The 23,106-nt window shown below is 55.8% G+C and carries 16 protein-coding genes; 8 read left to right on the top strand and 8 right to left on the bottom strand.

The annotated features are described in order from the left end of the window. Window positions 1-46: 46 nt before the first annotated feature. Window positions 47-3,217: a hypothetical protein gene (locus KF752_16495; protein ID MBX3423158.1), complete on the bottom strand. Its 3,171-nt coding sequence runs from the start codon at window positions 3,215-3,217 to the stop codon at window positions 47-49. 258 nt (window positions 3,218-3,475) lie between these two features. Between KF752_16495 and KF752_16490 the strand changes: the two genes are divergently transcribed. Both KF752_16490 and KF752_16485 read left to right on the top strand, forming a co-directional pair. Continuing rightward, on the top strand, window positions 3,476-4,081 hold the full coding sequence (locus KF752_16490) for a rhomboid family intramembrane serine protease (GenBank protein ID MBX3423157.1): 606 nt from the start codon (window positions 3,476-3,478) through the stop codon (window positions 4,079-4,081). Window positions 4,082-4,112: 31 nt separating this feature from the next. Then, on the top strand, window positions 4,113-4,973 hold the full coding sequence (locus KF752_16485; protein MBX3423156.1) for a D-amino-acid transaminase: 861 nt from the start codon (window positions 4,113-4,115) through the stop codon (window positions 4,971-4,973). Between the two features lie 7 nt (window positions 4,974-4,980). Here KF752_16485 and KF752_16480 read toward each other — a convergent pair whose 3' ends face one another. Then, window positions 4,981-6,123, bottom strand: coding sequence for a twin-arginine translocase subunit TatC (locus tag KF752_16480; protein MBX3423155.1), 1,143 nt, complete (start codon window positions 6,121-6,123; stop codon window positions 4,981-4,983). 254 nt (window positions 6,124-6,377) lie between these two features. Here KF752_16480 and KF752_16475 point away from each other — a divergent pair, with 254 nt between their 5' ends. Further along, window positions 6,378-7,358, top strand: coding sequence for a class I mannose-6-phosphate isomerase (locus tag KF752_16475; GenBank protein ID MBX3423154.1), 981 nt, complete (start codon window positions 6,378-6,380; stop codon window positions 7,356-7,358). Window positions 7,359-7,955: 597 nt separating this feature from the next. Next, a complete protein-coding gene (gyrA, locus tag KF752_16470; protein ID MBX3423153.1) occupies window positions 7,956-10,754 on the top strand; it encodes a DNA gyrase subunit A in 2,799 nt (932 codons plus the stop codon). Between the two features lie 158 nt (window positions 10,755-10,912). Here gyrA and KF752_16465 read toward each other — a convergent pair whose 3' ends face one another. Then, window positions 10,913-12,103: a 5-(carboxyamino)imidazole ribonucleotide synthase gene (locus KF752_16465; GenBank protein ID MBX3423152.1), complete on the bottom strand. Its 1,191-nt coding sequence runs from the start codon at window positions 12,101-12,103 to the stop codon at window positions 10,913-10,915. 336 nt (window positions 12,104-12,439) lie between these two features. On the opposite strand from KF752_16465, the gene crcB reads away from it, so the two are divergent. After that, window positions 12,440-12,817: a fluoride efflux transporter CrcB gene (gene crcB / locus KF752_16460; GenBank protein ID MBX3423151.1), complete on the top strand. Its 378-nt coding sequence runs from the start codon at window positions 12,440-12,442 to the stop codon at window positions 12,815-12,817. 24 nt (window positions 12,818-12,841) lie between these two features. Here crcB and KF752_16455 read toward each other — a convergent pair whose 3' ends face one another. From KF752_16455 to KF752_16435, 5 genes are all read right to left on the bottom strand, one after another. After that, a complete protein-coding gene (locus KF752_16455; GenBank protein MBX3423150.1) occupies window positions 12,842-14,032 on the bottom strand; it encodes an MFS transporter in 1,191 nt (396 codons plus the stop codon). A 47-nt stretch (window positions 14,033-14,079) separates the two neighbouring features. Further along, window positions 14,080-14,586, bottom strand: coding sequence for a 5-(carboxyamino)imidazole ribonucleotide mutase (gene purE / locus KF752_16450; GenBank protein MBX3423149.1), 507 nt, complete (start codon window positions 14,584-14,586; stop codon window positions 14,080-14,082). Then, a complete protein-coding gene (lysS, locus tag KF752_16445) occupies window positions 14,583-16,181 on the bottom strand; it encodes a lysine--tRNA ligase (GenBank protein MBX3423148.1) in 1,599 nt (532 codons plus the stop codon). Before lysS ends, purE begins: the two co-directional genes overlap by 4 nt. Window positions 16,182-16,452: 271 nt before the next feature. Beyond that, window positions 16,453-17,154, bottom strand: coding sequence for a lecithin retinol acyltransferase family protein (locus KF752_16440; GenBank protein MBX3423147.1), 702 nt, complete (start codon window positions 17,152-17,154; stop codon window positions 16,453-16,455). A gap of 47 nt (window positions 17,155-17,201) precedes the next feature. After that, window positions 17,202-17,945 (bottom strand): hypothetical protein, encoded by a 744-nt coding sequence (locus tag KF752_16435; protein ID MBX3423146.1) that lies wholly within the window; start codon window positions 17,943-17,945, stop codon window positions 17,202-17,204. Window positions 17,946-18,144: 199 nt separating this feature from the next. Here KF752_16435 and KF752_16430 point away from each other — a divergent pair, with 199 nt between their 5' ends. From KF752_16430 to KF752_16420, 3 genes are all read left to right on the top strand, one after another. After that, on the top strand, window positions 18,145-18,588 hold the full coding sequence (locus KF752_16430) for a gamma-glutamylcyclotransferase (GenBank protein ID MBX3423145.1): 444 nt from the start codon (window positions 18,145-18,147) through the stop codon (window positions 18,586-18,588). 254 nt (window positions 18,589-18,842) lie between these two features. Next, window positions 18,843-22,328, top strand: coding sequence for an isoleucine--tRNA ligase (gene ileS, locus KF752_16425; GenBank protein MBX3423144.1), 3,486 nt, complete (start codon window positions 18,843-18,845; stop codon window positions 22,326-22,328). 1 nt (window position 22,329) lies between these two features. After that, window positions 22,330-22,959 carry a phosphoribosylglycinamide formyltransferase gene (locus tag KF752_16420; GenBank protein ID MBX3423143.1) on the top strand — a complete coding sequence of 210 codons (630 nt, stop codon included), beginning with the start codon at window positions 22,330-22,332 and terminating at the stop codon, window positions 22,957-22,959. Window positions 22,960-23,106: the final 147 nt, after the last annotated feature.

Here is a 23,106-nt window from a genome sequence, read left to right as displayed (position 1 = left end):
CTGCCAGCACTGCTGCGGGTCAAATCAGTACTGATTCACGCAATTTCTACAAAGCCGCTTCCAATAGACTCAGCAAATCAGCCAAGTCCCGGGGCGTTAGCAATTCCAGCATCCCGCTAGGCATGATCGAGATTTGACTCGGACTCAGCCGTTCAATTTCCTCAGCAGCCAGACGTATGCTCTGGTCGGCTGAAATCTGTAGCTCGATGGCACCATCGGGCTGTCGCGCGACGACGACACCGTTAAGTACTCGACCGTCGGTGGTTAGCGCCTGTATGGCTTGAAAGCCCTGTTCAATGCGTTCGTTAGGAAACAGAATGGCCTCCAGCAGTGCCTCGCGAGTCCGACTACGACCAATTTGACTCAGTTCTGGCCCGATTTTGGCACCGCGATAACCCATTTGGTGACAACCGCCGCAGTTGATCTTGGCGCTATGAAACAAGGTTAGCCCGCGTACCGGATCGCCCGGAGGCAATTGATCCAGCAGGGACCGAACTGTTTGTTGAACATCGGGATGCGATTGTTGAAGTTGTTCGTTCACGCGCTCAGCCGCAGCGCGCAGTTCAGCGCTGCGGTCGCGATAGATGTTCGGTAAGGTATCCGTAGGCCACGCTTTCGCTGCCGGTAATTTGGCCAGTTGGACCAGCAATTCCTGGTCCAGTTCATCGTCCCTGATGGTCGACACGATTTGGGCTGCTTGCAATAGATCGGTAGATGACATGTTCGGCAGGCGCAGGACAATGCTCTCGGCAGTCGAGCGCGTCAGGTGTAGTCGTTGTAAAACGCTCCACAGCGGGGTCGCCGAACCGGCGGCATCACTTACATCCAAGGCTTTGATTAACGAGTTGGCTAGAGCGTCGTCTCGGTAGAGATGTTTCGGTGGCAAACATCGCACCAGAAGCAACTTGGCGTTGTCGTCGGGTTGCTGCTGTAGCACTTCCAAGAGGCGCGAGACGATCGGAGATTGATCTTGGCCTCTCAGGTCAATTGTTGTTAGCAGGCTAGCCATGCGCTGGGCATCTTGCTGCAAGCCATGCAATACCCAAGAATGCCAGGCAACTGGCAGCTTGGCTCCCGATAGTGAAAGCAACGACGCCTCCATCCACTGCCAATGCTGCTCGGCAACGGGGGGGGTTAGCAGGTCAGACACCGCCTTAATCCAGGCGGGTTGACTGTGCCAGTGGCGCGCAAGTTGTGTAAACAAAGCCGGTGGAGCTTGACCAGAACTTAATGACTGCTGCCAGTGCGGGGTGAGCTGTGTCAAGACTTGCGGTGCCAGTGCGGGGCGTTTGATGAGCAATTCCGCGCCCACATCGTCCAGAGCAGGTTGCTGGGCAGCTTGGATTAATCGGTCGACACTGAGGTACGATTCAGCGTTCAACAGATCCAATGTTCCCAGTGCTAATCGTTGCTGTCGCCGATCGGAGCTGTCCAAGTATTGGGCCACCGCTTCAGCCTTGCCAATTTCAAACAGCGCATAACGAATCGAGTGATCCAGCACGCGGTCTATGTCGATCAGATGACTGCAACGCATCACCATAGCCACCGATTCGGTGTTGCCGATTCGGCCTAGAGCCTCGGCAGCGACGCGGGCCAATGCTGGCTGCTGCAGGTCTGGCAGGCTGGCGCTCCCCAGCAGTTGTTCGACAGGCGATCGCGCCGGTTGGTATCGATGCAGAGCGACAATATGCGCTGCAATCATTTTCAAAGCTTGCGCCGCTGTGAAACTTGAGCTATTGGAGGGCGCGTTACGATTTTCATGGGTGGGCATTGCCGAGGCTAGCAGTTTTGTAACGATCTCTAACGATTCTGGTGAGCCGATTGCGCCGAGCGCCCACAGGGCGTTTTGGCGCGAGGCGAGCGGTCGAGTGGATTGGCTGAGGTGCTGGGCGAGTTCATTCGTAGCCCAGTTATGCGAAGTCGCGATCTTGAGTAGTGCGGCTCGCGCGATCCACGGTCGGTCATCGTCCAGCAAATGGATAGCCTCCGTTGCCGAGATATTGTGCCATTGTGGAGCGGCCACCAAGCGGGGCGTTGCAGCGGATTGTCCTGGGCGGCGCAGCCGATAGATTCCGCCGGAAGCGGTCTGCTGATCGACTCGCGATGTTGGGCAACACAGGTCATACCAACCGCCGGTATCTACGATCAGCAAACTGCCGTCGGCGTCTTCCAGTACATCGGTGGGATGAAAGTCGATTCGGCTGCCGACCACCAGATCAACCGGCTGACTTTCAAACGATGCACCGACGGCTTGCAGTGGTATGGCAACGACTTTTTGAGTATTGAAAAGGGCTACCACCAGAGTTGGCATTGTCTTGCCTAGCAATTCAGTCTTTTCCAGGTGAAGCAGACCACTGGGTGCCGCTGGACCCAAATGTACTGCGATCGGCATCAGGGATCCCGTACGAATCACACCGTTCAGGGCCGCGTGTTCTTTGCCGTAAGCACCTCCATAGATTGCATGAACGACCGCATCACGCTGGCCGCCACCTGGATGAACCAGAAAGGTGCTGCTGAAGAATCGTTCACCATTGGGCAGCACTGCCAGTTCAACCGGATTGTCCATCCCGCCACTCATCACCGGCTCAACTGGTCCACCCGACAGATGACGACGAAAAATGTGTGCTGCGCTGTTCTTTAAGGTTGTGCCATCGATGAGTTGGTGGGTCTGCTCGGCAAAGGCACCTTTGCACCAGTACACCCAGCCATCACGCCCTAAATAGGGGCCATGCAAATCGTTGGCACAGCCGGTAATCGTTTGTCCGTCAAACCATACCTGGCGACTTTCGCAAAAGCCGTCTGCATCGGCGTCAGACAGTTGCCAGATCACCGGTGGTGCGCAAACCAACAACTCGTTTCCTAGGCACAGTACGCCTTCGACGAAGGGCAATTGATCGGCCACCAATTGTCGACGATCCATCACGCCGTCCCCGTTGTCGTCGATCAGCCGTACGATGCGGTGCAATCGACGCTCGTTGTGTTGTTCGATCGGCTTGGCGACTCCCGCGGATTCGACTACCAACAGATTTCCGTGCTGGTCCCAGTCCACAAGTGTAGGCCATTTCGTTAGCGGCTCGAGCGCGATCGGTGCAATCGAAAATCCATCGGCTACGTGAAAGCTAAGTGGCGCAGTGGTCGATTGCCCCCTGGCGGTACTACCTTCGATGTGCAGGCTTGTCAAACAGCCGACGATCAGCATCAAGAAACAGCGAGCCATGAATGAGCCTTCTAGTGTTGGATAGTCGGTAGAATTGCAACAGCGGACGATCGATGCCCTGCCAAGCCTGGCAATTACGCGTATATTGTAAACCAAAGCCTAACCCTTCACGCGCACGTAGTTCATTCCCACGCTGGCCAACCGCTGGCGTCAACAGCAGTTAGCGTTCGCCGTTGCACCAAAGTTGGCAATCGCAGAAATTGACATCAGGGTCTAAAGCAGGTTGCCATCGCAGTTCAGGACAGGTTCGATCAACAGATGATTGCAGCTCAGTCGCAACCGTCGATTCGCGGCATTTTATGGTTGATCGCCAGCCTTTGGGTAGTGTACCTCTTGGATGGGTTACTGCCGATCAACTTCACGGATTGGGGGATTGTGCCCCGTCGATTGACGGGGTTGATGGGGATTCCGCTGTCGGTTTGGTTACACGGCAGCTTGGGACACTTGATCAGCAATACGATACCCTTGCTGATTCTGCTGCTGCTGTTTGTGCATTCGCGCCGCACACCTTGGATTCGTATCGCCGAAATTATCGTTTGCAGCGGGGTGCTGTTGTGGGTTTTTGGACGCAACGGCAGCGGACAACAAGTGATCGTACACGTTGGGGCTAGCGGCCTGATTTATGGCTTGATCGCCTATCTAATTGTGGTTGGCTTTCGAGAGAAACATCCAGTGTCGCTGCTCATTTCCGTCGTGGTTGGATTTCTGTATGGTGGGTCGCTATTGTGGGGAGTACTACCGACGGCGGGCGGCGTTTCCTGGGATGGGCATCTGGCCGGTGCAGTGGCAGGAGCCATCCTGGCGCTGCTGTTTCCCGTCGAAGATGGGACTGAGGCCGCACAGAGAGTTGAAGTTGAGTCGTGAATTTTCACTGGTGACTGATGGACGAAGTCCGATGAAGCGTTGGGTGTATGTTAACGGAAACGTGGTGACTGCCGAGCAAGCTGTGGTCTCGGTCTTCGATCGTGGCTTCCTGATGGCCGACGCTGTCTATGAAGTCACGGCGGTTCTTGATGGAAAGCTGATCGACTTTGCCGGGCATTGCCAGCGACTGGCGCGTTCTTTGAGCGAGTTGGAAATCGCCAATCCGCATACGCCTCAGCAGTGGCTTGAACTGCACCGCCAGTTGGTGCAGCGCAATCAATTGGTCGAGGGTCTGGTCTATCTGCAGATCTCGCGAGGAAATTCGGGCGATCGCGACTTTGCATATCCGCCGAGCGATACGCCACCTACAGTGGTGATGTTCACGCAGTCCAAGCCAGGAATGGCACACCCGGCAATCGCCAGCACCGGGCTGAAAGTTATTACGGTGGCTGATATTCGGTGGGGCCGGCGCGACATTAAGACTGTCCAGTTGCTTTATCCCGCGATGGCCAAGATGATGGCCACGAAAACAGGTGCCGACGAGGCATGGTTCGTGCAAGATGGGCTCGTCACCGAGGGCACATCCAACAATGCCTACATTCTTCGCGGTCAAGTGATGATTACCCGACAGCTCAACAACGATATCCTGCACGGCACCACGCGTGGTGCCGTCCTGCAAATCGCCCACGAACTGGGCTTGGCGGTCGAGCAACGAGGTTTTTCAGTGGCCGAAGCATTGCAGGCCGATGAGGCCTTTATAACATCCGCTTCGGCGTTCATCTTGCCAGTAGTGGAATTGGATGGTCAGCCCATTGGCTCTGGGCGGCCAGGTGCGAATACGCAGCAGCTCCGACAAGCCTACATCGCCCGCGCTCGACAGCAGGCGATTTGAGCTTCTGCTACCTGGGGTCGCTGGCTGGCGGTCCAATACCCGCTCCTGAGGGCATGTATTTGCACAGCAGGATGCCAAAGAAATAAAGCACCACGAGCGGTGCCCCCAGTCCAATCATGCTGTAGGGATCGGCCGGTGTCAGCACCATAGCCAGGAATGAAATGATCAGCACTGCAATTCGCCACTGAGCCAAGAATGTTTCGACGGTAACAATGCCGAAGCGATGAAATCCCAACATGACCAGCGGCAATTGAAATGCCAAGCCAAATCCCAGTGGCAACATCAGGGCAAATGACATGTAGTCGTTTAGACGCGGTGTGAACTCCACATCTAAACTCGTGGTGTAGCCAATCAAGAACATCAGGATCAAGCGAAAGACTACAAAGAATGCCAACGCAACGCCACTAAAGAACAGCAGCAGACTCAGGGGCATATACCAATAAACATACCGTCGCTCATGAGGGTAAAGTCCGGCAGCAAAGAACTGCCAAATGTGCCAGAAGATGCCAGGAGCGCCAAAGATCGCTCCAGCCACCAATCCGGCTTTCATCCACATCATGAAGGGCTCCATGGCGGTCAGCGTTACCAGCTTGTTGGGAATAGGCTGAAATAAAACAAAAGGCTGCAGGCGATTGAGGTTTTCTGCATTTACTCCGCGCCACGCGCTGATCTTCGGCTTTACTTCCGAATGGTTTTTTGCCGTCAGTGGCTGCGGCTGTTGCGTGTTTTGCGCTGCTGCACTTGGCTGCGCAGCAGGCGATGGATCAGGCGTAGCTTGGACATCTGGCGAACTTGCCGATGCCTCAGAGGCTTCCACCAACATGGCTTGGATATTGGCTGGATCGACGAACACATGCTGGGGCATCATCGTATGTTGATGCATCCATCGCGCCAGTTCGTCGCTGGCCTCGATGTCATTGGCCTCTTTGTATTCCAGTTTCGCCCGCTCAATGTAATACTCGGTGATGGCTGCCTTGAGCGGAGTTTCGATAAACTTGACAATCCGATCGGCCAGCATCAGCCCCAACGCAGCTCCCAATCCCAACCATATTAAAGCTTTGGCCAAGGCGCGGCGCAGCTCTTCCAGATGCTCGCCGAAGGTCATCGAGCTACTCTCGAACAGATCGTCCGCCACCTGCTTCTTTAACATGCCAACAAATCCCTAGTCGTTCAATCGCCTTGGTGCCATCAGTCCGTTTGGCCTACCACGCCACCAGAAGTTTCCACTATAACTGGGCCGGTTCCTTTTGTGAGCCGCAATTGAAAAATTGCTTCGGCTCCACACAGTTTCCTGCGAGTGGACTCCACAACCCGCTGTGTTAGCGAAGGAATTCTACCGGTCTTCGGCTAACATTGCAGATGGTGATTGGACCTGGATGTCTGCATAAAACAGAGTGAGTCTTGATGATTACAGAAGCTTACCCGCTGCGTTGCCAGCCCAAGTTTCAGAATTATCTGTGGGGGGGCAGAAGACTGGCCGAGCGCCTTGGTAAAAAACTACCTGATGGCGGAGTGTGGGCCGAGAGCTGGGAGATCGTCGATCACCCGGAACATCAGAGCATCGTTGAAAATGGCCCGCTGGCTGGCTGGTCCCTGCGTCGCTTGGCTGAAGGCAATCCAGGCTGGTTGCTAGGGCCGGGGATCAAGACTCTGCCGCTGCTTTTGAAATACCTTGACTGTCAAAACGTTCTCAGCGTGCAGGTTCATCCAAGCGATGACTATGCACTTTCGATGCAGCAGCCCGATTTGGGGAAGACCGAAGCCTGGTATGTTATTGACAGCCGACCCGGTGCCGTGCTGTATGCAGGTCTGAAATCCGGGGTGTCGCGGGAAGACTTAGCACATGCAGTAACCGCAGGATCGGTCGAGCAGTGCTTGCATCAAATCCAGCCGCAGCCCGGTGATTGCGTGTTCATTCCGGCAGGCACAGTCCACGCTTTGGGGGCTGGGCTGTTGGTGGCCGAACTCCAACAAGCATCCAACACGACCTTTCGATTGTTCGACTGGAATCGAGTGGGACCAGACGGTCAACCGCGTGCGCTGCACGTTCAACAGGCATTGGCAGTAACGGATTTCGATGTCGGTCCCAGACAAATTGAAGTTCCCCAACCCACGTCACAGCCCGGTCGCCAGCGCTTGGTGAGTTGCGACAAATTCATCTGGGATCGCTGGGTTGGTGGTCAAGTACAACCCATTGCTGGCGACGGAGCGTTTCACATCGTCACCGCGCCTTACGGGGGAGTGGAATTGATTGGCGAAGCGTTTTACGAATCACTCTCCTGTGGCGATAGCGCATTTTTGCCAGCCTCGCTGCCGCATTGCATGGCCAGTATCGCTCCCGACGCGATACTGCTGGATATGTTTCTGCCGAAACAGAAGCGGTGACATGCGTTCGGCAGCGCCGCGCGCCAGCGCGTGGAGAAGCGGCCAGCGGCCCACATCAGGGCTGCCCGATCATCAACTGCAGCGCCGCGCGCCAGCGCGTGGAGAAGCGGCTACCTGACCCCACCGCCTGTGCGACGGTAGCTACCGAAAATGCCCACCGTCTGCGCGACGGTAGCTAGGCTCGATGGAGCCTCCAGACGCTTCCTCATCCCCATTGTCTGGCGATGCTAGATAAGGCCGAATTCGGCGCCCATAGCGGCCTTGATATATCTATTCTCAAGTCTTTGCATTTCAAGGCTTTGCGTCGCTATCGAATCAAGCTCAGGCGGTTGTCGAACGCAGCCCATTTTGGTATATTGCCGCCTTCCAAAAAGATTGCCCAGGAACTCAGCTTGAGCCACCATTTTGGCGATTTTTAGACCGCGTGGCGGCGGTATTTTCGGTGGCCCCGATGAACCCGTTTAGAAGGCAGAGACCTTGTCAAATCTACCTCCCGACGATGATGACTTCAATGCGCAGGACAACGCTGGCGGAGGTCAAGCGGATGACACTGATGTACCCGATGAAAGCGCACAGGATGATAATAGCGGTGCCGTCATGGACAGCGGCACAGGGACGATTTTGATCGATCAGCCTATCGAAGACGAGCTGCGCGATAGTTATTTGACATACGCCATGAGCGTGATTGTGAGTCGCGCTCTGCCCGACGTTCGCGACGGACTCAAGCCGTCGCAGCGTCGCATCTTGGTAGCCATGAACGACCTTAACTTGGGACCAGGTGCTAAGCGCGTCAAGTGCGCCAAAATTTCCGGAGATACCAGCGGTAACTACCACCCGCACGGCGAGGCAGTAATTTATCCTACCTTGGTTCGCATGGCGCAAGAATGGAACATGCGCCAAGTGTTAATTGACAAGCAAGGCAATTTCGGTTCAATCGCCGGCCTGCCAGCGGCAGCTATGCGATACACCGAAGCACGACTCAGCAGCGCTGCCTCGTTGTTGTTGGATGATCTCAAGCTGGATACGGTGGACTTTGTCCCAACCTACGATGAGGCTCGCACTGAGCCGGTTGTGCTGCCCAGTCGCTTTCCGAATCTGTTAGTCAATGGTGCCACTGGAATCGCCGTGGGCATGGCCACTAGTATTCCACCGCACAACTTGCGCGAAGTATGCGCTGGCATCATCGCCTTGGTAGACAATCCGGACGTCAGTCTAGACGAATTGATGGAGATTATTCCAGGTCCCGACTTTCCCACTGGTGGGATCATTTGCGGTCGCTACGGCATTCGGCAGGGTTATCGGACTGGGCGCAGTACCATTGTGGTTCGCGCCAGGACGAAGATCGAAACCGTCAGAAACCGCTCGCGAATCATCATCAACGAAATTCCCTTCCAGCAATTTCGTGATCGCGTTGTCGAGCGCATTGCCGAATTGGTCAGCAGTGGTCGAATTAAAGGCATTTCAGGGATTCGAGACGAGAGCGATCTGAAGGAGCCTGTTCGCTTGGTGGTCGACATCAAGCAAGGTCATGATGCCGATGTCGTGCTGAATCAACTGTATCAGTTCTCGCCACTGCAGGATTCATTCTCGTTGATCTTCTTGGCATTGGTTGACGGCAAGCCACGTGAGCTGAACATCAAAGAGATGCTGCAAGAGTTCGTGCGGCATCGCGTGACCGTGATTCGTCGACGAACGCAATTCCTGTTGGCTCGGGCGCGTAAGCGCAAGCACACGGTCGAAGGTTTGTTGTTGGCCCTGGCGGACATCGATCAGATCATTCAGATTATCCGCACCAGTCGCACGCAAGCCGAGGCCAAACAGCGATTGATGGGCGTGGAAGTTCCAGCCGCGATGATGCAGCGCGCTCTGGGCGATCGTGGCTTCGAGCAATTCAAAGAAGATCGTGGTCAAGCACCTACCTATTCGCTGACCAGCGTGCAGACCGATGCCATTCTAGTCATGCGGCTAGGCCAGTTGGTCAACTTGGAACAGGATAAGTTGGTCGAAGAATATCAAAAGCTGTTGGAGGAGATCGAAGGCTATCTGACGATCTTGTCGGACATGCGCAATATCTACGCCATTATCAAAGCCGAGACCGAAGAGATCGCTCGGCGGTTTGGCGACAATCGACGGACCGAGATCAGCCACGAAGAGATCGGCAACTACAACTTGGAAGATTTGATTACCGAAGAGACGATGGTAGTGACCATCAGTCATCGCGGCTACATCAAGCGCATTCCTTCGGTTACTTATCGAGCGCAGCGTCGCGGCGGTAAAGGTATCACCGGTGCCAAGACAGATGACGAAGATCCAGTTGAGCACCTGTTTGTAGCCAGTACTCACGCTTATCTGCTGTTCTTTACGACGCAGGGCAAGGTCTACTGGCAAAAGGTGTACGACATTCCGCTGCTCAATCGTGAAAGTCGGGGGCGGGCGGTCGTCAATCTGCTGAATTTGGCTGAAGATGAGAAAATTGCCGAATGCGTCGCGGTTCGCGATTTTAATTTGCCGGGGCATTACTTGATGATGGCCACCAAGCAGGGGTTGGTAAAGAAGACTCCATTGGAAGCCTACAGTCGCCCCAAGCGCGGAGGCATCATCGCCATCAAACTGCGCGAAGACGACGAGCTGATGGATGTCGTGGTGGTTGGTCCCGACGATCAACTGGTGCTGGCAACTGCACAAGGCAAAGCGATTCGCTTTGCCGAAACCGACGCGCGGGCCATGGGGCGGAACACTTCGGGAGTTAAGGGTATTCGACTGCGCAAGGGTGACAGCGTGGTCGGTATGGTCGTGGCCGACCCCACTGCCACGCTGTTGACTGTGTGTCAAAACGGCTATGGCAAGCGCACTTGGTTTGGGCAGGGAGAGAAACTTGCTGGCGGCGACCCGGATACCGAGACAGTCGATGGTGACTTGCCAGTCGCAGAGGTGGAAGAGCCAGCCGAAGTGGAAGTTGCGGACGAGCCCAATTCCAGCCAATCCTATCGCACCCAACGCCGTGGCGGAGGCGGTTTGATGGATATCAAAACCAGCCAGCGCAATGGTCCGGTGATCGGCATTGTGCCCGTGACCGATGACGATGAGTTGTTGATGATGACCTCGCGCGGAAAAATCCAACGCGTGGCCGCCAATGAAATCAACATCATCGGCCGCAACACCCAAGGCGTGCGGATTATGAAACTGGATGACGAAGACGCGCTAACCGCGATCGTTAAGGTTCCTAAGGAAGATGAAGTTGATGAAGCAGCGCCACTACCGAGTCCTGTCGGCCAGTCGCCGATGGAGCCATCGCTGGATGCAACTTCGCAGTCTGTTTCAACGTCGTTAGCTGACGACGAAAATGGAGCTGTAGATGTAGACGCGGACCAGGAGTCCGAAGAGTCTGACAACTAGTAGTGCTCGCTTTTTCATCAGCCTGCAGCACCCCTGGCTAGTGCCTGCCACCGCGCAGCGGCTGAAGAGATGCATGTGCGGGTGCGGATTCGAGCAGGAGATGCGTCACCAAGTGGGAACTGGGTGACAAGGGTCAAGGAAGGGAAGTGCACAGGGGGCTAGGCAATGAGCGCGGCGCGAGCTTGCTGTGCTAAGGTCGCGGCGTGATAGTCGTCTAATACAGTGATGTGGCCCATCTTCCGGCCGGAGCGGGCTTCGGATTTTCCATAGAGATGCAAGAAAGTCTGAGGGAGTTCTAGAACAGCATTCCAGTTGGGTGTGCTGTCTCGCCATAGATCACCCAGCAGGTTGGCCATGGCGGCTGGGCTGAGCTGACGTGGGGTTCTGAGTGGCAGGTTGCAAATGGCGCGCACTTGCATTTCGAACTGGCTGATGTCGAAGGCCTCTATCGTTAAGTGTCCTGAATTATGCGGGCGGGGAGCGATTTCGTTAATCAGTAAACGGCCGTCACGGCTGACAAAGAACTCGATGCAAAACAGTCCAACCACCGAAAACGATTGGGCGACATGGCGACAAATCTCCGTGGCTTGTTCTTGGAAGGGCAATAGTTCGGGACGCACAGGGCAATGGGTTACATCCAGAATGTGGTGGCTGTGCTGGTTTTCAAACAGTGGGTAGTGAACAATCTGTCCAGCGGCGTTGCGCGCAGTAAGCATCGAGACTTCGGCCACAAAGTCGATCCACTTTTCAGCCACCACGTGATCCGAATTCAGCTTGTTCCAGGCGGCAGGCAGGTCGGCGGGCGCGCGAACTAGGCATTGTCCTTTACCATCGTAGCCACTGCAGGCCGTCTTCAGAACGACCGGCCAGCCCAGTTGGGCTCCGGCAGCGGCCGCCTCGGATTGTGAGGTGACAGGCGTAAATGGCGTCGTGGGACAGCCAATACTGGACAACGATTGTTTTTCACGTTTGCGGTCTTGGCACAGCTCCAAGAACTCGGCGCAAGGATGCGTCAGGCAGTGATCGGCTGCAGCCCGCACCATGGACGCCGGAATATTCTCGAATTCCAACGTGACGACGTCGCATAAGTGGGCCATCCGCTGGACCAAGGCTTCGGGCGAAACGCCTGGCTGGTCGCTGGGGCAAAAGTTGCGATTGGCCAGTTGCGCCGCCGGACTTTCTGGTTCAGATTCATAGATGGCGACCTGGTAGCCCAGCCGTTGAGCCGCCTGGGTAAACATGCGCCCCAATTGGCCACCGCCCAGGACTCCCAACCAACTTCCCGGTTGTACCGATTGCGCGGCGAGCGTCGAGGTTGATGGCGATGGGGTATTGGCAGAAGCTGGCACGGTAATTTCCACGGAAGAAATATTGGAGATATTAGAGATGAAAACCAGAAAGTTTAGCGTGCGGTGGCCAGATATCCCAGTATGCGACTGAGGTTGCTTGTGAGATACTAAGTGCGGATCGACAATACATGGCTGCTCCTGGCACAGTAGTCGTTCACACGCCACTCTGTCTACGCAGGTGGTGGGCCGACGCGAGGCCGAGCTAATGGTGATACGACGATCGCTGCCGCTTTCCCGATAGTTTGTGTTTTGAACAGCTTGTAGGGGCCCGGCTGGTCCCACTCTACAAATTGCGTGAACGGTTACCTAGCATCGTAACGTGGAGAATGGATCCGCATGTGGTGGAAGTTTGCTTGTCTGTTCGTGGCCGGCGGGTTGGGTTCGTTGGCCCGAGTCGGATTGTCAACATTAGTTCAGCGCTGGAACGGCGGCGATTTTCCCTTGGGAACATTAGCGGTCAACCTACTGGGCTGCTTGTTGTTCGGATTGGTCTGGTCGTTGGCCGATCAGAAATCGCTGATGAGCGCCCAGACCAGTTGGATCATCCTGGCCGGATTCATGGGAGCGTTCACGACCTTTTCGGCTTTTGCTTTCGAATCCAACCTGTTGGTTCGTCAGGCACAGTGGGGCCAATTGTGCGTAAATTTACTGTCGCAGAACGTGTTGGGCATTGGTGCAGTGTTTGTGGGCAGCGCCATACCGCGATGGCTGTGAGCGACACGTTGGCCATTGCAACCATCAATCTTGTCCCCGATAACTGCTCATAAAGTACAGGGATATTAGGAGCACTAAGCCGCCCAGACCGCTCCAATAAAGTTGCCAGTCGACATGCTGGTCGTCGCGGCACATGGTGAGCCACCAACCGGTTGTCAAGTAACCAATTAAGTTGCCCACGCCACCAATCATCAGGCTTAAGAGCGCCTGAGCGCGCGTGGTCCAAGCCGCCTCGATGCGCTGAGCCAGATAAATCTGCGTGCTGATATAAGTGAAGGTAAACGCAAAGCCGTGCAGTCCGATGCCCAATAGAACCGGCACTGAAGCATTGCACGCATACAGCACATAGCGCAGCAAGCCGCAGGCCAATCCGGCGGTGATGACCCACTTGAAGCGCCAGCTACTAAGCAATCCCGTCACAAACATCATCGCCGCAATCTCACTGACTTGACCAAGACTCATCCAGGCACTGGTGCGCTCGAAGCCTAAATCACGCAGATGCGCCGGTGTGATGGGGTAGAAGGCCGAAAACGGAATGGCCACCAGTGCGCCGGTAATGAAGATCGTGCGGTGGTCGCGTACCCGCATGAGGCTCCACGCGTCCAGCCCGAAGCGCTCATGCAATGTCAATCGTTGTGGGCTACCACTGGCGGTAGGCAGTTCGGGCAATACCAGTGTATAGATTGACAACAAGAGCCACAGCAGACTGCTAAATACGAAGCTCAAGGTGCTGCCATCCAAGTGCATCAGACTAACCGCCCAACATCCGGCCATCCAGCCGATGGTTCCCCAGGCCCGGATCGAACCGAACTGGTGTCGCGCATGTCGCAATTGGGTGAAGACAATTGAGCCTGTGAGACTGGCGGCTGGGGTGCAGAACAAATATTGAATCTGGATAACTGTCAGAATTAGCCAGCGGGGCGATTGACTTTGGATACACCCAGCTACTAGGCTCACCAGTACCGCAGTGATTAGCGCAGTCCAACGCAACACTTTGGCGGGCGAGACAGAACGATCGGCCATAGCACCGAAGAACAGTGGCGAAAGCAGCGCCGAGACTGCGGACGCCGCAAAAGCATAAGGCGTGAGTTGGCTCAGACCGGCTTGATTCAGAATGGGAGTCATGGGAACGAACCAAGCAGCCAGCGCCATTCCATGAATGAACAGCAGTCCCATCAACTCCAGTTTTTCGGTCCGTGTCAATTCGCGTTGCAAGTGCGATCCTCGGCAGATGTATCGTCGATACTAGCTCGGCGCGCGGACTAGTCGAGGGGCGAATCGTCCAGTACGGTCTGAGTCTGAGATTGAGTCCAAGCCCGCAGCCGCTGGCGCAGATTGGCATCCTGCGTCGCCAGAATTCGCACCGCTAGCAGAGCCGCGTTCTTGGCACCTGACGATCCAATAGCCAGTGTCCCTACGGGTACTCCGCCCGGCATCTGCACGATTGACAACAGAGAATCCAGTCCTTGCAACGCGCGACTTTGCACGGGCACTCCCAGCACCGGCAGAAGTGTTTGGGCCGCAACCATTCCCGGCAAATGCGCTGCGCCACCAGCTCCGGCAATGATGACCTGCAGTCCACGCTGTTCGGCTTGCTGAGCATACTGAACCATCCAGTCCGGCGTGCGATGCGCCGATACGACGCGACATTCGTGAGCCACGCCCAGTTGACTAAGCATGTCCGCCGCTGCGCGCATCGTCTCCCAATCGGAGCGACTGCCCATAATGATGCCAACCAGTGGTGTTGCTGTCGCAGCTTGGCTACTCATGATTCAGCACTTGTCGAACTGGAGGCAGCCGTTGAGCCAGTTTCTTGATGACGTAACAGAGGAAACAAAATCACGTCGCGAATGCTGCGCGATCCGGTCAGCAGCATGACCAGTCGGTCGATGCCAATTCCTAAGCCTCCTGCGGGCGGCATGCCGTTGCGCAGCGCCAACACAAAATCATGATCCATGGTGGCCATAGAATCCTCAGCAGCTTGACCTGCCAACTGCTTGCTGAACAGTTCCTGTTGCAGCAGCGGGTCGTTCAGCTCCGTATAGGCGTTCGCCAATTCCATGCCATGAATGAACATCTCGAACCGCTCGGCGACCTCGGGATTGTTGGACTTGCGCTTGGTCAACGGGCAAATGCTGGCTGGATAGTCGATGACGAAAATCGGCCCGATCAGGCTATCTTCCACCTTCTCTTCGAATACTTCGCTCTTGATCACGTCGGGATGTTTGCCAGCCGTTTCCAAACCGATCTGCCGAGCATAAGTTGCCACAGCCGACGGGTCGGCAGGATTGACTCCAGTTGCTTCACAAAACAGATCGTCGTATGTGCGTCGAGCGAACGGTGGTGTGAAGTCGATCGTCTTACCGGCCCAGTTTACAACATATCCCTGTCCGATGGCTTTCAGAGCGTCCAAGATGATCTGTTCGGTCAGGTCCATCATCACTTCGTAGTTGGCAAAAGCTTCATAGGCTTCCAACATCGTAAACTCGGGGTTGTGGCGAGGACTAATACCTTCGTTTCGGTAGACACGCCCCAGTTCGTAAACCCGCTCCATGCCACCCACCAGCAACCGCTTTAAATGCAGCTCCAGGGCAATCCGCAAGACCAACGGCATGTCCAACGTATTGTGATGTGTCAAGAAGGGTCGCGCAGCGGCACCCCCGGCAATCGTGTGCAGTGTTGGACCTTCAATTTCGCAGTACCCACGACTGGCCAGTGTCTGCCGAATCGAATGGATAATCTTGGTCCGTGCCAGAAAAGTTTCCAATGAACCTTCGTTGTAGGTTAAATCCAAGTAACGTTGACGTTGTCGCTGTTCAATATCCTGCAGGCCAGCATATTTTTCCGGAGGCGGCTCCAGCGTTTTGCACATAAAGTGCAGTTGGGACGCAAACACGGTCAGTTCGCCGGTGTTGGTCCGTCCCAGTCGGCCATCGACGCCGATCCAATCCCCCAGATCGTAGTTGGACGTCATCTCGAAGGCCGCTTCGCCCACCTGCGCTTTGCCAATCAAGATCTGAATATCCCCAGTCCAGTCACGCAGCGTGATGAATTTCAACTTGCCTTGCCCGCGCAGCAAGATGATGCGGCCCGCTACCCGAACCTGTGGACCACGTTCCTCGCCATCCCCCGCTTGTTGCTTCCAGGAACGATAGTCGACCACCTTGTTGCCATCTGGATCGGTCAGCTCCAAATCCGGCAGATCCAGTCGCGTTCCATCTTTGAGCACGTAATGGATTTCGGCCGCGCGGCTGCGCACGTCACGGGTCCATGCGCGATGGGGAAAGTAATGACCCCAGGGATCGGTACCCTGGGCCTGAATTCGTTGCAACTTAGCCAGTCGCGACTCGTGATGTTCTGACATATTAGCAGCGCTAGTGGGTAGGTCGGGGGCGGTAAGCAACTTTGCCAGAATCGCCTGGCCATTCACGAAAAGGGGCCTCTTACCAGGCCGCTTCTTCAAGCCTTGCCTAAACAGCTTGTCTCAGCGGCATTGTCACGCGCAAACCGCCCGCCGCAGTCTGGCGATTTTATCCCACTCAGAGATTCTCGGCGAGGGGAAATCGAAACTAGCCCTGGTTGTCTTTAGTCGTGGCTGGCTCCTGCACATGGCTGCTGCTTCTGCCACAGGGGGATTACGCCAACCATTGCCGGACACGCCGGCACAAACCTTCAGCCACGACCGTCGAGCCAGCGTGCAACGCCAACCCGGCGGCGGCACCCGCCGGACCTCCAAACAAACCGCCGATACCGATGGCGGCAATGTTCCCCGACGTCCTGGCCAAGCGCTGCGTATGGTCGGCACTGAGGCCGCAGCGACAACCGGCGGCTAGCGCCACGACTTCGACGCCATCAGCCAATAGCGCCGCCGGATGTATCTTCACCGCACCGCGCAGACCCAGGCGAGCCGAAACGCCAACCGCCGTGGCCCACAGCGTTTTCGTAGCAGCCGACCCCAGGCAGCGGACTGCCGATGCGCTAACTTCGACTTGCCGGCTAACCCACTGGCCGGTCGCGCAGGCAGTTGCAAAGTGCTCGCAGTTGCCCTCCAACAAACTGTATCCGGTGCATCCCAGCATCGACTCGGCAGTTCGCACGGTGGTTTCGGGATCAAGTTGTTCGGGATGTCGCCGAGTCCAAATGGGGCGCCCGGCGGAGAATTCGTGCCAACTGACGCGGCGAACCGCAAACCTTTGCGACGAGTCTTTCAGGGCAATTCGAGGAGCATCCAGTGGGCCAAGGTGGATGATCGTGCCGTCGCCCATGTCGATGCCATGGTGTTCGTATAGCCAGCCCCCCCAATCATTTTCGACAAAAACATGGTCGCCACGCGCCATCGTCACACCGCCTCACGGGTCGCTGCCAATACTCAGTAAAGTTCAAGCTATTTCAGTGCAATCATTTGCTGCAGCGGCTGCAAAATGTTTTCCACCAGATAGTCGTTTACGAGCTGCCCAGCAATACCAGCCAGCCTCTCAAGTTCTGTGGTGAATTGCTCTTCTTGCGACAGACTGGCATAGCGCCGCACCGTCAGATGCACACTCAGTCCTTCCTCGCCGAATTCTCCTGTGCGGACTTGGTAGGCGGTCGAACGCGATTCAAAATTGATGCGGGCTTGCGTTCGGCAGTCTTCGTCCAAGGCAAATTGCAGCGTCGGCTCGTAGCCCAGCAGCGGGCCGGGCACGACTTCCGACAATCGCTCCAGAGCCGGCACCATTCCCAGCGCCTCGGCTAACAATTGGCTGTGGTTGCCGCGATAATGAAAGTCAAATCCCATCGTAAAATTCAACGACTCGCAGTCCAAACGTCCCAACGATAGGTCATAGGGAGCGATGTCCAGCACGCTACGATGCTGAGCCAGTGCGGCCTCCAGCGATGTCGGATTGACCGCTCCACTGCACAGCCTGCGCTGTTCGATGGAGACCCAACGATACTGCCCGTCCACCTTCTCCTGGTCGATGCAGTATTCGCCGCGCTGGCGAGCATAAAAGTTGGTCAAATTGGGATGTCGCCGCCGAATCTGATCGAAAAAATGCAGCAGTGTTTCTCGATTTCGAGGCAACCGCATTTCCGTTTGCAGGTACATGTTGGCGTAAAACTCGTCGCAGCAATTCTCGTATAGATGCATATCGTCATTCGTAGGGTTCGAGGAGGTTAACTAGTCAACGATTTTAAGCGACAATCTTTGCTGCCAGCCGGTTCGGAACAACCAGCCGACTCTTGTAGCTACGTGCGCCAGAAAGTGGTTAAATTAGCGGTACTTCCTCGACCGGCTGGTGACGGTAGCTACCATCGGCCTAAGAATAGGTGAATTTCGCATTTCAACAATGGACCACTCACTAAAACACGTCTTTGTTTATGGTACTCTCAAGCGCGGCCAATGCCGCGAGAATTGCTGGCCTTTGGCTCCACAGCGAGTCAGAGCGGGCTGGACATTTGGTCGCTTATTTGATCTTGGAGCCTACCCGGCCTTGCTGGAGGGAAAAGACCGGATTGCTGGCGAGGTATGGTCGTACTGTGAATTGGACCTGCCACGGGTCCTGCAAGTACTCGATCAAATCGAGGTTACTGGACAACCCGGCATACCGAACGAATATGATCGGATTCAGGTGCCGGTAACGCTTGTCGGTGGTCACCAGACGGTGCTGGCTGAGACCTACCGGTTTGCCGATCCCCACTATCTGCAGTGCTATGGAAGACCTGTGGCCGTTTCGGTTCGCTTGGACAATCACCAATGCGTCACTTGGCCGGTCAGTGTCCATCAGTCGTAACCGGTCACGCCCATGGTAGGGCGGACCACCGGAGGCCCACCGTCTGGTGACGGCAGTTACTGGATAAATTCTTTTTAGCCGCTGGCATTTGACTCCACAGGTGAAGTTTCCGGCCCTTGGTCCGTCTAAGTGCCCTTGGACGAATGAGCTTGCGCGGTGAAAATCTGCCGTGGCAAACGCGTGTGAGTTCCAGAGCCAAACGTACTCAAGGCATCCTATTTTCCGGCGACGCGGTGACAATTAAGCAGGCATTCATGTTCAAAGCTGTTAGTACTCAGGTTCGTTTTTCGCAGCAGGAAGAGGAGATTTTGGACTTTTGGAAGAGTCATTCTATCTACGCCAAGAGCCTTCAGCAGCGCTCGCAGGCACCGCCATTCGTCTTCTACGAAGGGCCCCCTACCGCCAATGGCATGCCGCATCCTGGCCACTGTTTGACGCGAGCCATCAAAGACCTGTTTCCCCGCTATAAGACGATGCGCGGTTATCGCTGCGAACGCAAGGCGGGGTGGGACACCCATGGTCTGCCCGTCGAAGTCGAAGTGTGCAAGCAACTAAACATCCATGGTAAGGATGAAATCGAAGCTTACGGCATCGAGCCGTTCATCCACAAATGTCAACAGAGCGTCTGGCGCTACATGCAGCAGTGGGAGCGGTTGACCGAGCGCATTGGATTTTGGATCGACTTGAATCAGGCCTACGTGACGTACCATCAGAGCTTCGTAGAAAGCGTCTGGTGGTCTCTCAAAAACCTATACGATCGCGGGTTGCTGTATCGCGGTCACAAGATTGTTTGGTGGTGGGCGCAGGGAGGTACGGCGCTGTCCAGCGGTGAGGTAGGGCAGGGCTATCGCCAAGTCGCTGATCCCAGTGTCTACGTCAAATTTCCGTTGGTCGATCAGCCTGACACTTCATTGGTGGTGTGGACAACGACACCTTGGACGCTGCCCAGCAACACATTTGCCGCCGTCCGTGCAGATATCGACTACGCGGTCTGTCGCGACCAGCAAAGTGGTGAGCAATTGATCGTGGCCGCGGAACTGCAAGCCGCCATCGCTGACAAGACCAAGCGGCAGTGGTCGGTGCAGCGAATCGTCCAAGGCCGCGATCTGGTGGGCCAGCGCTATGTGCCGCCAAGCGACAATTACTATCGCACCCTGGCAGACGCTCAGGGAACATTGATTGGCGGCCAGCGTTCCTATCTGCACTGGCATGTGGTGGCGGCGGACTTCGTGACACTCGATAGCGGCACCGGTCTGGTGCATATCGCTCCGGCTTTTGGCGAGGTGGACTATGAATTACTAGTGGCCGAACAAGCGCGTTACGCAGCCGACAGCCCCAAGCCGTCACTACTGTGCGCTGTAGGCCCCGACGGAAAGTTCACCGACGATTATCCGCCGCAAAAGGGTGTGTGGGTTAAGGACGCCGACAAGGCCATTACGCGGCAGCTCAAGGAAGATGGCAGGCTGCTGTTTTTAGATCAATACCTGCACGACTATCCGTTTTGTTGGCGAGCAGAACAAGACCCGCTGATTCAATATCCGCGCGAGAGCTGGTTCATTCGTACAACTCAGTTTCGCGACGCCATGCTGGCCAACAACTCGCAGATCGGTTGGCTACCCGAAAACATTCGCGATGGTCGCTTCGGCAACTTTCTGCAAAGCAACGTGGATTGGGCGCTGTCGCGTGAGCGCTATTGGGGTACGCCTCTTCCGATCTGGCAGTGTGAACAGACCGGCCACCGCGAGGCGATCAGCAGCTACGCCGAACTGATTGCCAAGCCCGGGGCCGCTGGCATGGAGGTCTGGCAGCGCGCCAAGCAAGCCGATCCGGAGTTGGTGGAAGATTTGAAGGTGCATAAGCCCTACATCGATGCCGTGACCTATGATTCGCCGTTCGCTCCTGGATCCACAATGCGGCGCGTGCCGGAAGTCATCGACTGCTGGTACGATTCCGGGGCGATGCCGTTTGCGCAGTGGGGTTATCCACATCAGGGGCAGAGGCAATTTGAGGCCGCTTTTCCAGCGGATTTCATCAGCGAAGCCATCGATCAGACTCGAGGCTGGTTCTACAGTCAACTGGCTATCAGCACCATGCTGTTCGGCGATCCAAGCGGCAAACCCACAGGTGCCGGTCAGCAGCCGTTTCCCCATCCGTTCAGAAATTGTATCGTGCTGGGGCTAATGCTGGCCGAGTGGTACGAAAGCAAAGATGGACGCAAAACCGCTGATGGGGCTGCCTGCCTGACGGAAGAGGATGCTCGACAGGCTTTCGGCGATGGTAATTACGCGCTGCGCGTCGGCAAGATGTCCAAGCAATTGCGCAATTATCGCAGCCCTCAAGAGATATTTGATACCTACGGTGCCGATGCGCTACGCTGGTATTTTTATGCCAACCAGCCGCCGTGGAGTTCCATCATCTACAGCGAGCGAGCCATTCGAGACAGCATACCAGAATTCATGCTCCGTATTTGGAATGTGCTGAGCTTCTTTACGATGTACGCACAATTGGACAAATTCGCCGGGCCCGCCGAGATCACCGACAGCTTGGATCAACTGACCGCTGCTGAGCTGGCCGGTGCCGCCAGTTATCGTCCCATCGCCCAGCGCGGTGAACTGGATCGCTGGATTATGAGCGAATTGTCCAGCACCGTGGCCGAAGTCATCCAGCGCATGGATGGTTACGACAGCTACACCGCTTGTCAGCGGATCAACGCTTTTGTAGACGGGCTGAGTAATTGGTACTTGCGTCGTTGTCGAGATCGCTTCTGGGGCGAGTCGCTCGCCGGGCAATCGGTCGACAAGTCTGACGCCTATTGGACGCTGTATGAAGTGCTGGTCGAGCTGTCTAAGCTAATCGCACCATTTGTTCCGTTTCTCGCTGAGGCCATCTGGCAATCGCTGACGTTGCCTGTGCTAGGCCGCGTGCGCGAAAGCGTCCACTTGTGCGATTTTCCAAATGCCAATGTCGATCACCAGGACGAATTACTAGCCCAGCGGATGTCGCTGCTGCGCGAGATCGCTTCGCTGGGCCGCAGCGCCCGCATGGACGCCAAGTTAAAAGTCCGCCAGCCACTGGCCAGCGTGCAAGTCAGCCTGACCAGCGACCAGCACACGAACTGGCTGGACGAACACGACGAGATTGTCAAGGCCGAGCTGAACGTCAAGCATATCCACTACAACACTGGCAACAGCCAATACATCGAATACAAAATTGTGCCGAATTTCAAACTGCTCGGCCCCAAGGTCGGCAAGTTGATGCCGCTGGTGAAGAAACATTTGGAGCAGGCCGATGGTGCAGCCCTGTTGACCGAGATGAATCAGCAGAACTGCATTCGTTTTGAAATTCAAGGACAACAAATACAACTGGACGATCAAGATGTGCAGGTTCGCTTGCAGGCCAAGAGCGGCTGGACGGCAGCTCAGGGGCGCCAGAGCGTCGTCGTGTTGTCGACTGAATTGACTCCAGAGCTGATCGCCGAAGGTAATGCTCGAGATCTGGTGCGACTGATTCAAGATTTTCGCAAGTCGCTCAACCTACAGCGCGACGCGCGTATCGAGCTGTGCTTGGATTTTGAGCAAGGTGGTTTGAGCACGGCGGTCGAGCAGAATCGGTCGTACATCATTTCTGAGACGTTGACGGTTGTATTGCATCTAAGACCTGTCCCAGACGACGTGCCCTCACAAAAACATCAAATTGCCGGGCAAGACGTGACTATCGGCATTCAGGTAGCAAAGACGTAACATGACGCCACTTCGCATCGCGGTGTTGATTTCCGGTGGCGGAACCACTCTCAAGAATCTGCTTGACTGGCACAAGCGCGGTCAATTGCCCGTGCAATTTGCCACCGTCATCAGCAGTAACCCACGCGCCGCAGGATTGCAGTTTGCGACTGAGCAGGCCATTCCCACCGCCGTCATCCGCCGCCGCGATTTTGCGAACTCCGACCAGCACAGTGCCGCCGTGTTTGCTCATTGCCGTCAGCATGACGTACAATTAGTTGTCATGGGCGGTTACTTAGAGCACCTGCTGATCCCCAGCGACTTCGAGAAGCGCGTCGTCAACATCCACCCTTCGCTGATTCCCGCGTTTTGTGGCCATGGCTTTTATGGGCTGCGTGTGCATCAAGCGGTACTGGAATTTGGTGCCAAAGTCAGCGGCTGCACCGTACACTTCGTCGACAACGAGTACGACCACGGACCCATCATCGCCCAGCGCACTTGTCCCGTGCTGGACGACGATACACCCGAAGCTCTAGCCGCCCGCGTGTTCCAGCTCGAATGTCAACTGCTACCACAGTGCATTACCGCTATTGCTGGCGGGCAGGTGCAAGTCAGTCATAAGCGCACGCGCGGTTTTCTTGGATCATCCTAACCAGTTGGAATCACTTGCAGCGGCTGCGATGCACCACAGTACGGAGTCTTATAGCCTGAGTTAGGCTCAGGTAGTCGACCCTTTGACAGCCAAATATACACTACAAGACTTGCAGTGAATTTGGAATGTCCTGGTCGAACTGGCTGG

Source organism: Pirellulaceae bacterium (genome assembly GCA_019636385.1).
Lineage (GTDB): Bacteria > Planctomycetota > Planctomycetia > Pirellulales > Pirellulaceae > Aureliella.
The sequence above is the reverse complement of the archived record's forward strand: the minus strand, read 5'-3'. Positions and strand labels throughout refer to the sequence as shown.

What these genes read in the sequence shown, in the direction of transcription:
- KF752_16495 (MBX3423158.1), bottom strand. Translation starts at nt 3,217, where the DNA reads ATGGCTCGCTGTTTCTTGATGCTGATCGTCGGCTGTTTGACAAGCCTG.
- KF752_16490 (MBX3423157.1), top strand. Translation starts at nt 3,476, where the DNA reads ATGATTGCAGCTCAGTCGCAACCGTCGATTCGCGGCATTTTATGGTTG.
- KF752_16485 (MBX3423156.1), top strand. Translation starts at nt 4,113, where the DNA reads ATGAAGCGTTGGGTGTATGTTAACGGAAACGTGGTGACTGCCGAGCAA.
- KF752_16480 (MBX3423155.1), bottom strand. Translation starts at nt 6,123, where the DNA reads ATGTTAAAGAAGCAGGTGGCGGACGATCTGTTCGAGAGTAGCTCGATG.
- KF752_16475 (MBX3423154.1), top strand. Translation starts at nt 6,378, where the DNA reads ATGATTACAGAAGCTTACCCGCTGCGTTGCCAGCCCAAGTTTCAGAAT.
- gyrA (MBX3423153.1), top strand. Translation starts at nt 7,956, where the DNA reads ATGGACAGCGGCACAGGGACGATTTTGATCGATCAGCCTATCGAAGAC.
- crcB (MBX3423151.1), top strand. Translation starts at nt 12,440, where the DNA reads ATGTGGTGGAAGTTTGCTTGTCTGTTCGTGGCCGGCGGGTTGGGTTCG.
- purE (MBX3423149.1), bottom strand. Translation starts at nt 14,586, where the DNA reads ATGAGTAGCCAAGCTGCGACAGCAACACCACTGGTTGGCATCATTATG.
- lysS (MBX3423148.1), bottom strand. Translation starts at nt 16,181, where the DNA reads ATGTCAGAACATCACGAGTCGCGACTGGCTAAGTTGCAACGAATTCAG.
- KF752_16440 (MBX3423147.1), bottom strand. Translation starts at nt 17,154, where the DNA reads ATGGCGCGTGGCGACCATGTTTTTGTCGAAAATGATTGGGGGGGCTGG.
- KF752_16435 (MBX3423146.1), bottom strand. Translation starts at nt 17,945, where the DNA reads ATGCATCTATACGAGAATTGCTGCGACGAGTTTTACGCCAACATGTAC.
- KF752_16430 (MBX3423145.1), top strand. Translation starts at nt 18,145, where the DNA reads ATGGACCACTCACTAAAACACGTCTTTGTTTATGGTACTCTCAAGCGC.
- ileS (MBX3423144.1), top strand. Translation starts at nt 18,843, where the DNA reads ATGTTCAAAGCTGTTAGTACTCAGGTTCGTTTTTCGCAGCAGGAAGAG.
- KF752_16420 (MBX3423143.1), top strand. Translation starts at nt 22,330, where the DNA reads ATGACGCCACTTCGCATCGCGGTGTTGATTTCCGGTGGCGGAACCACT.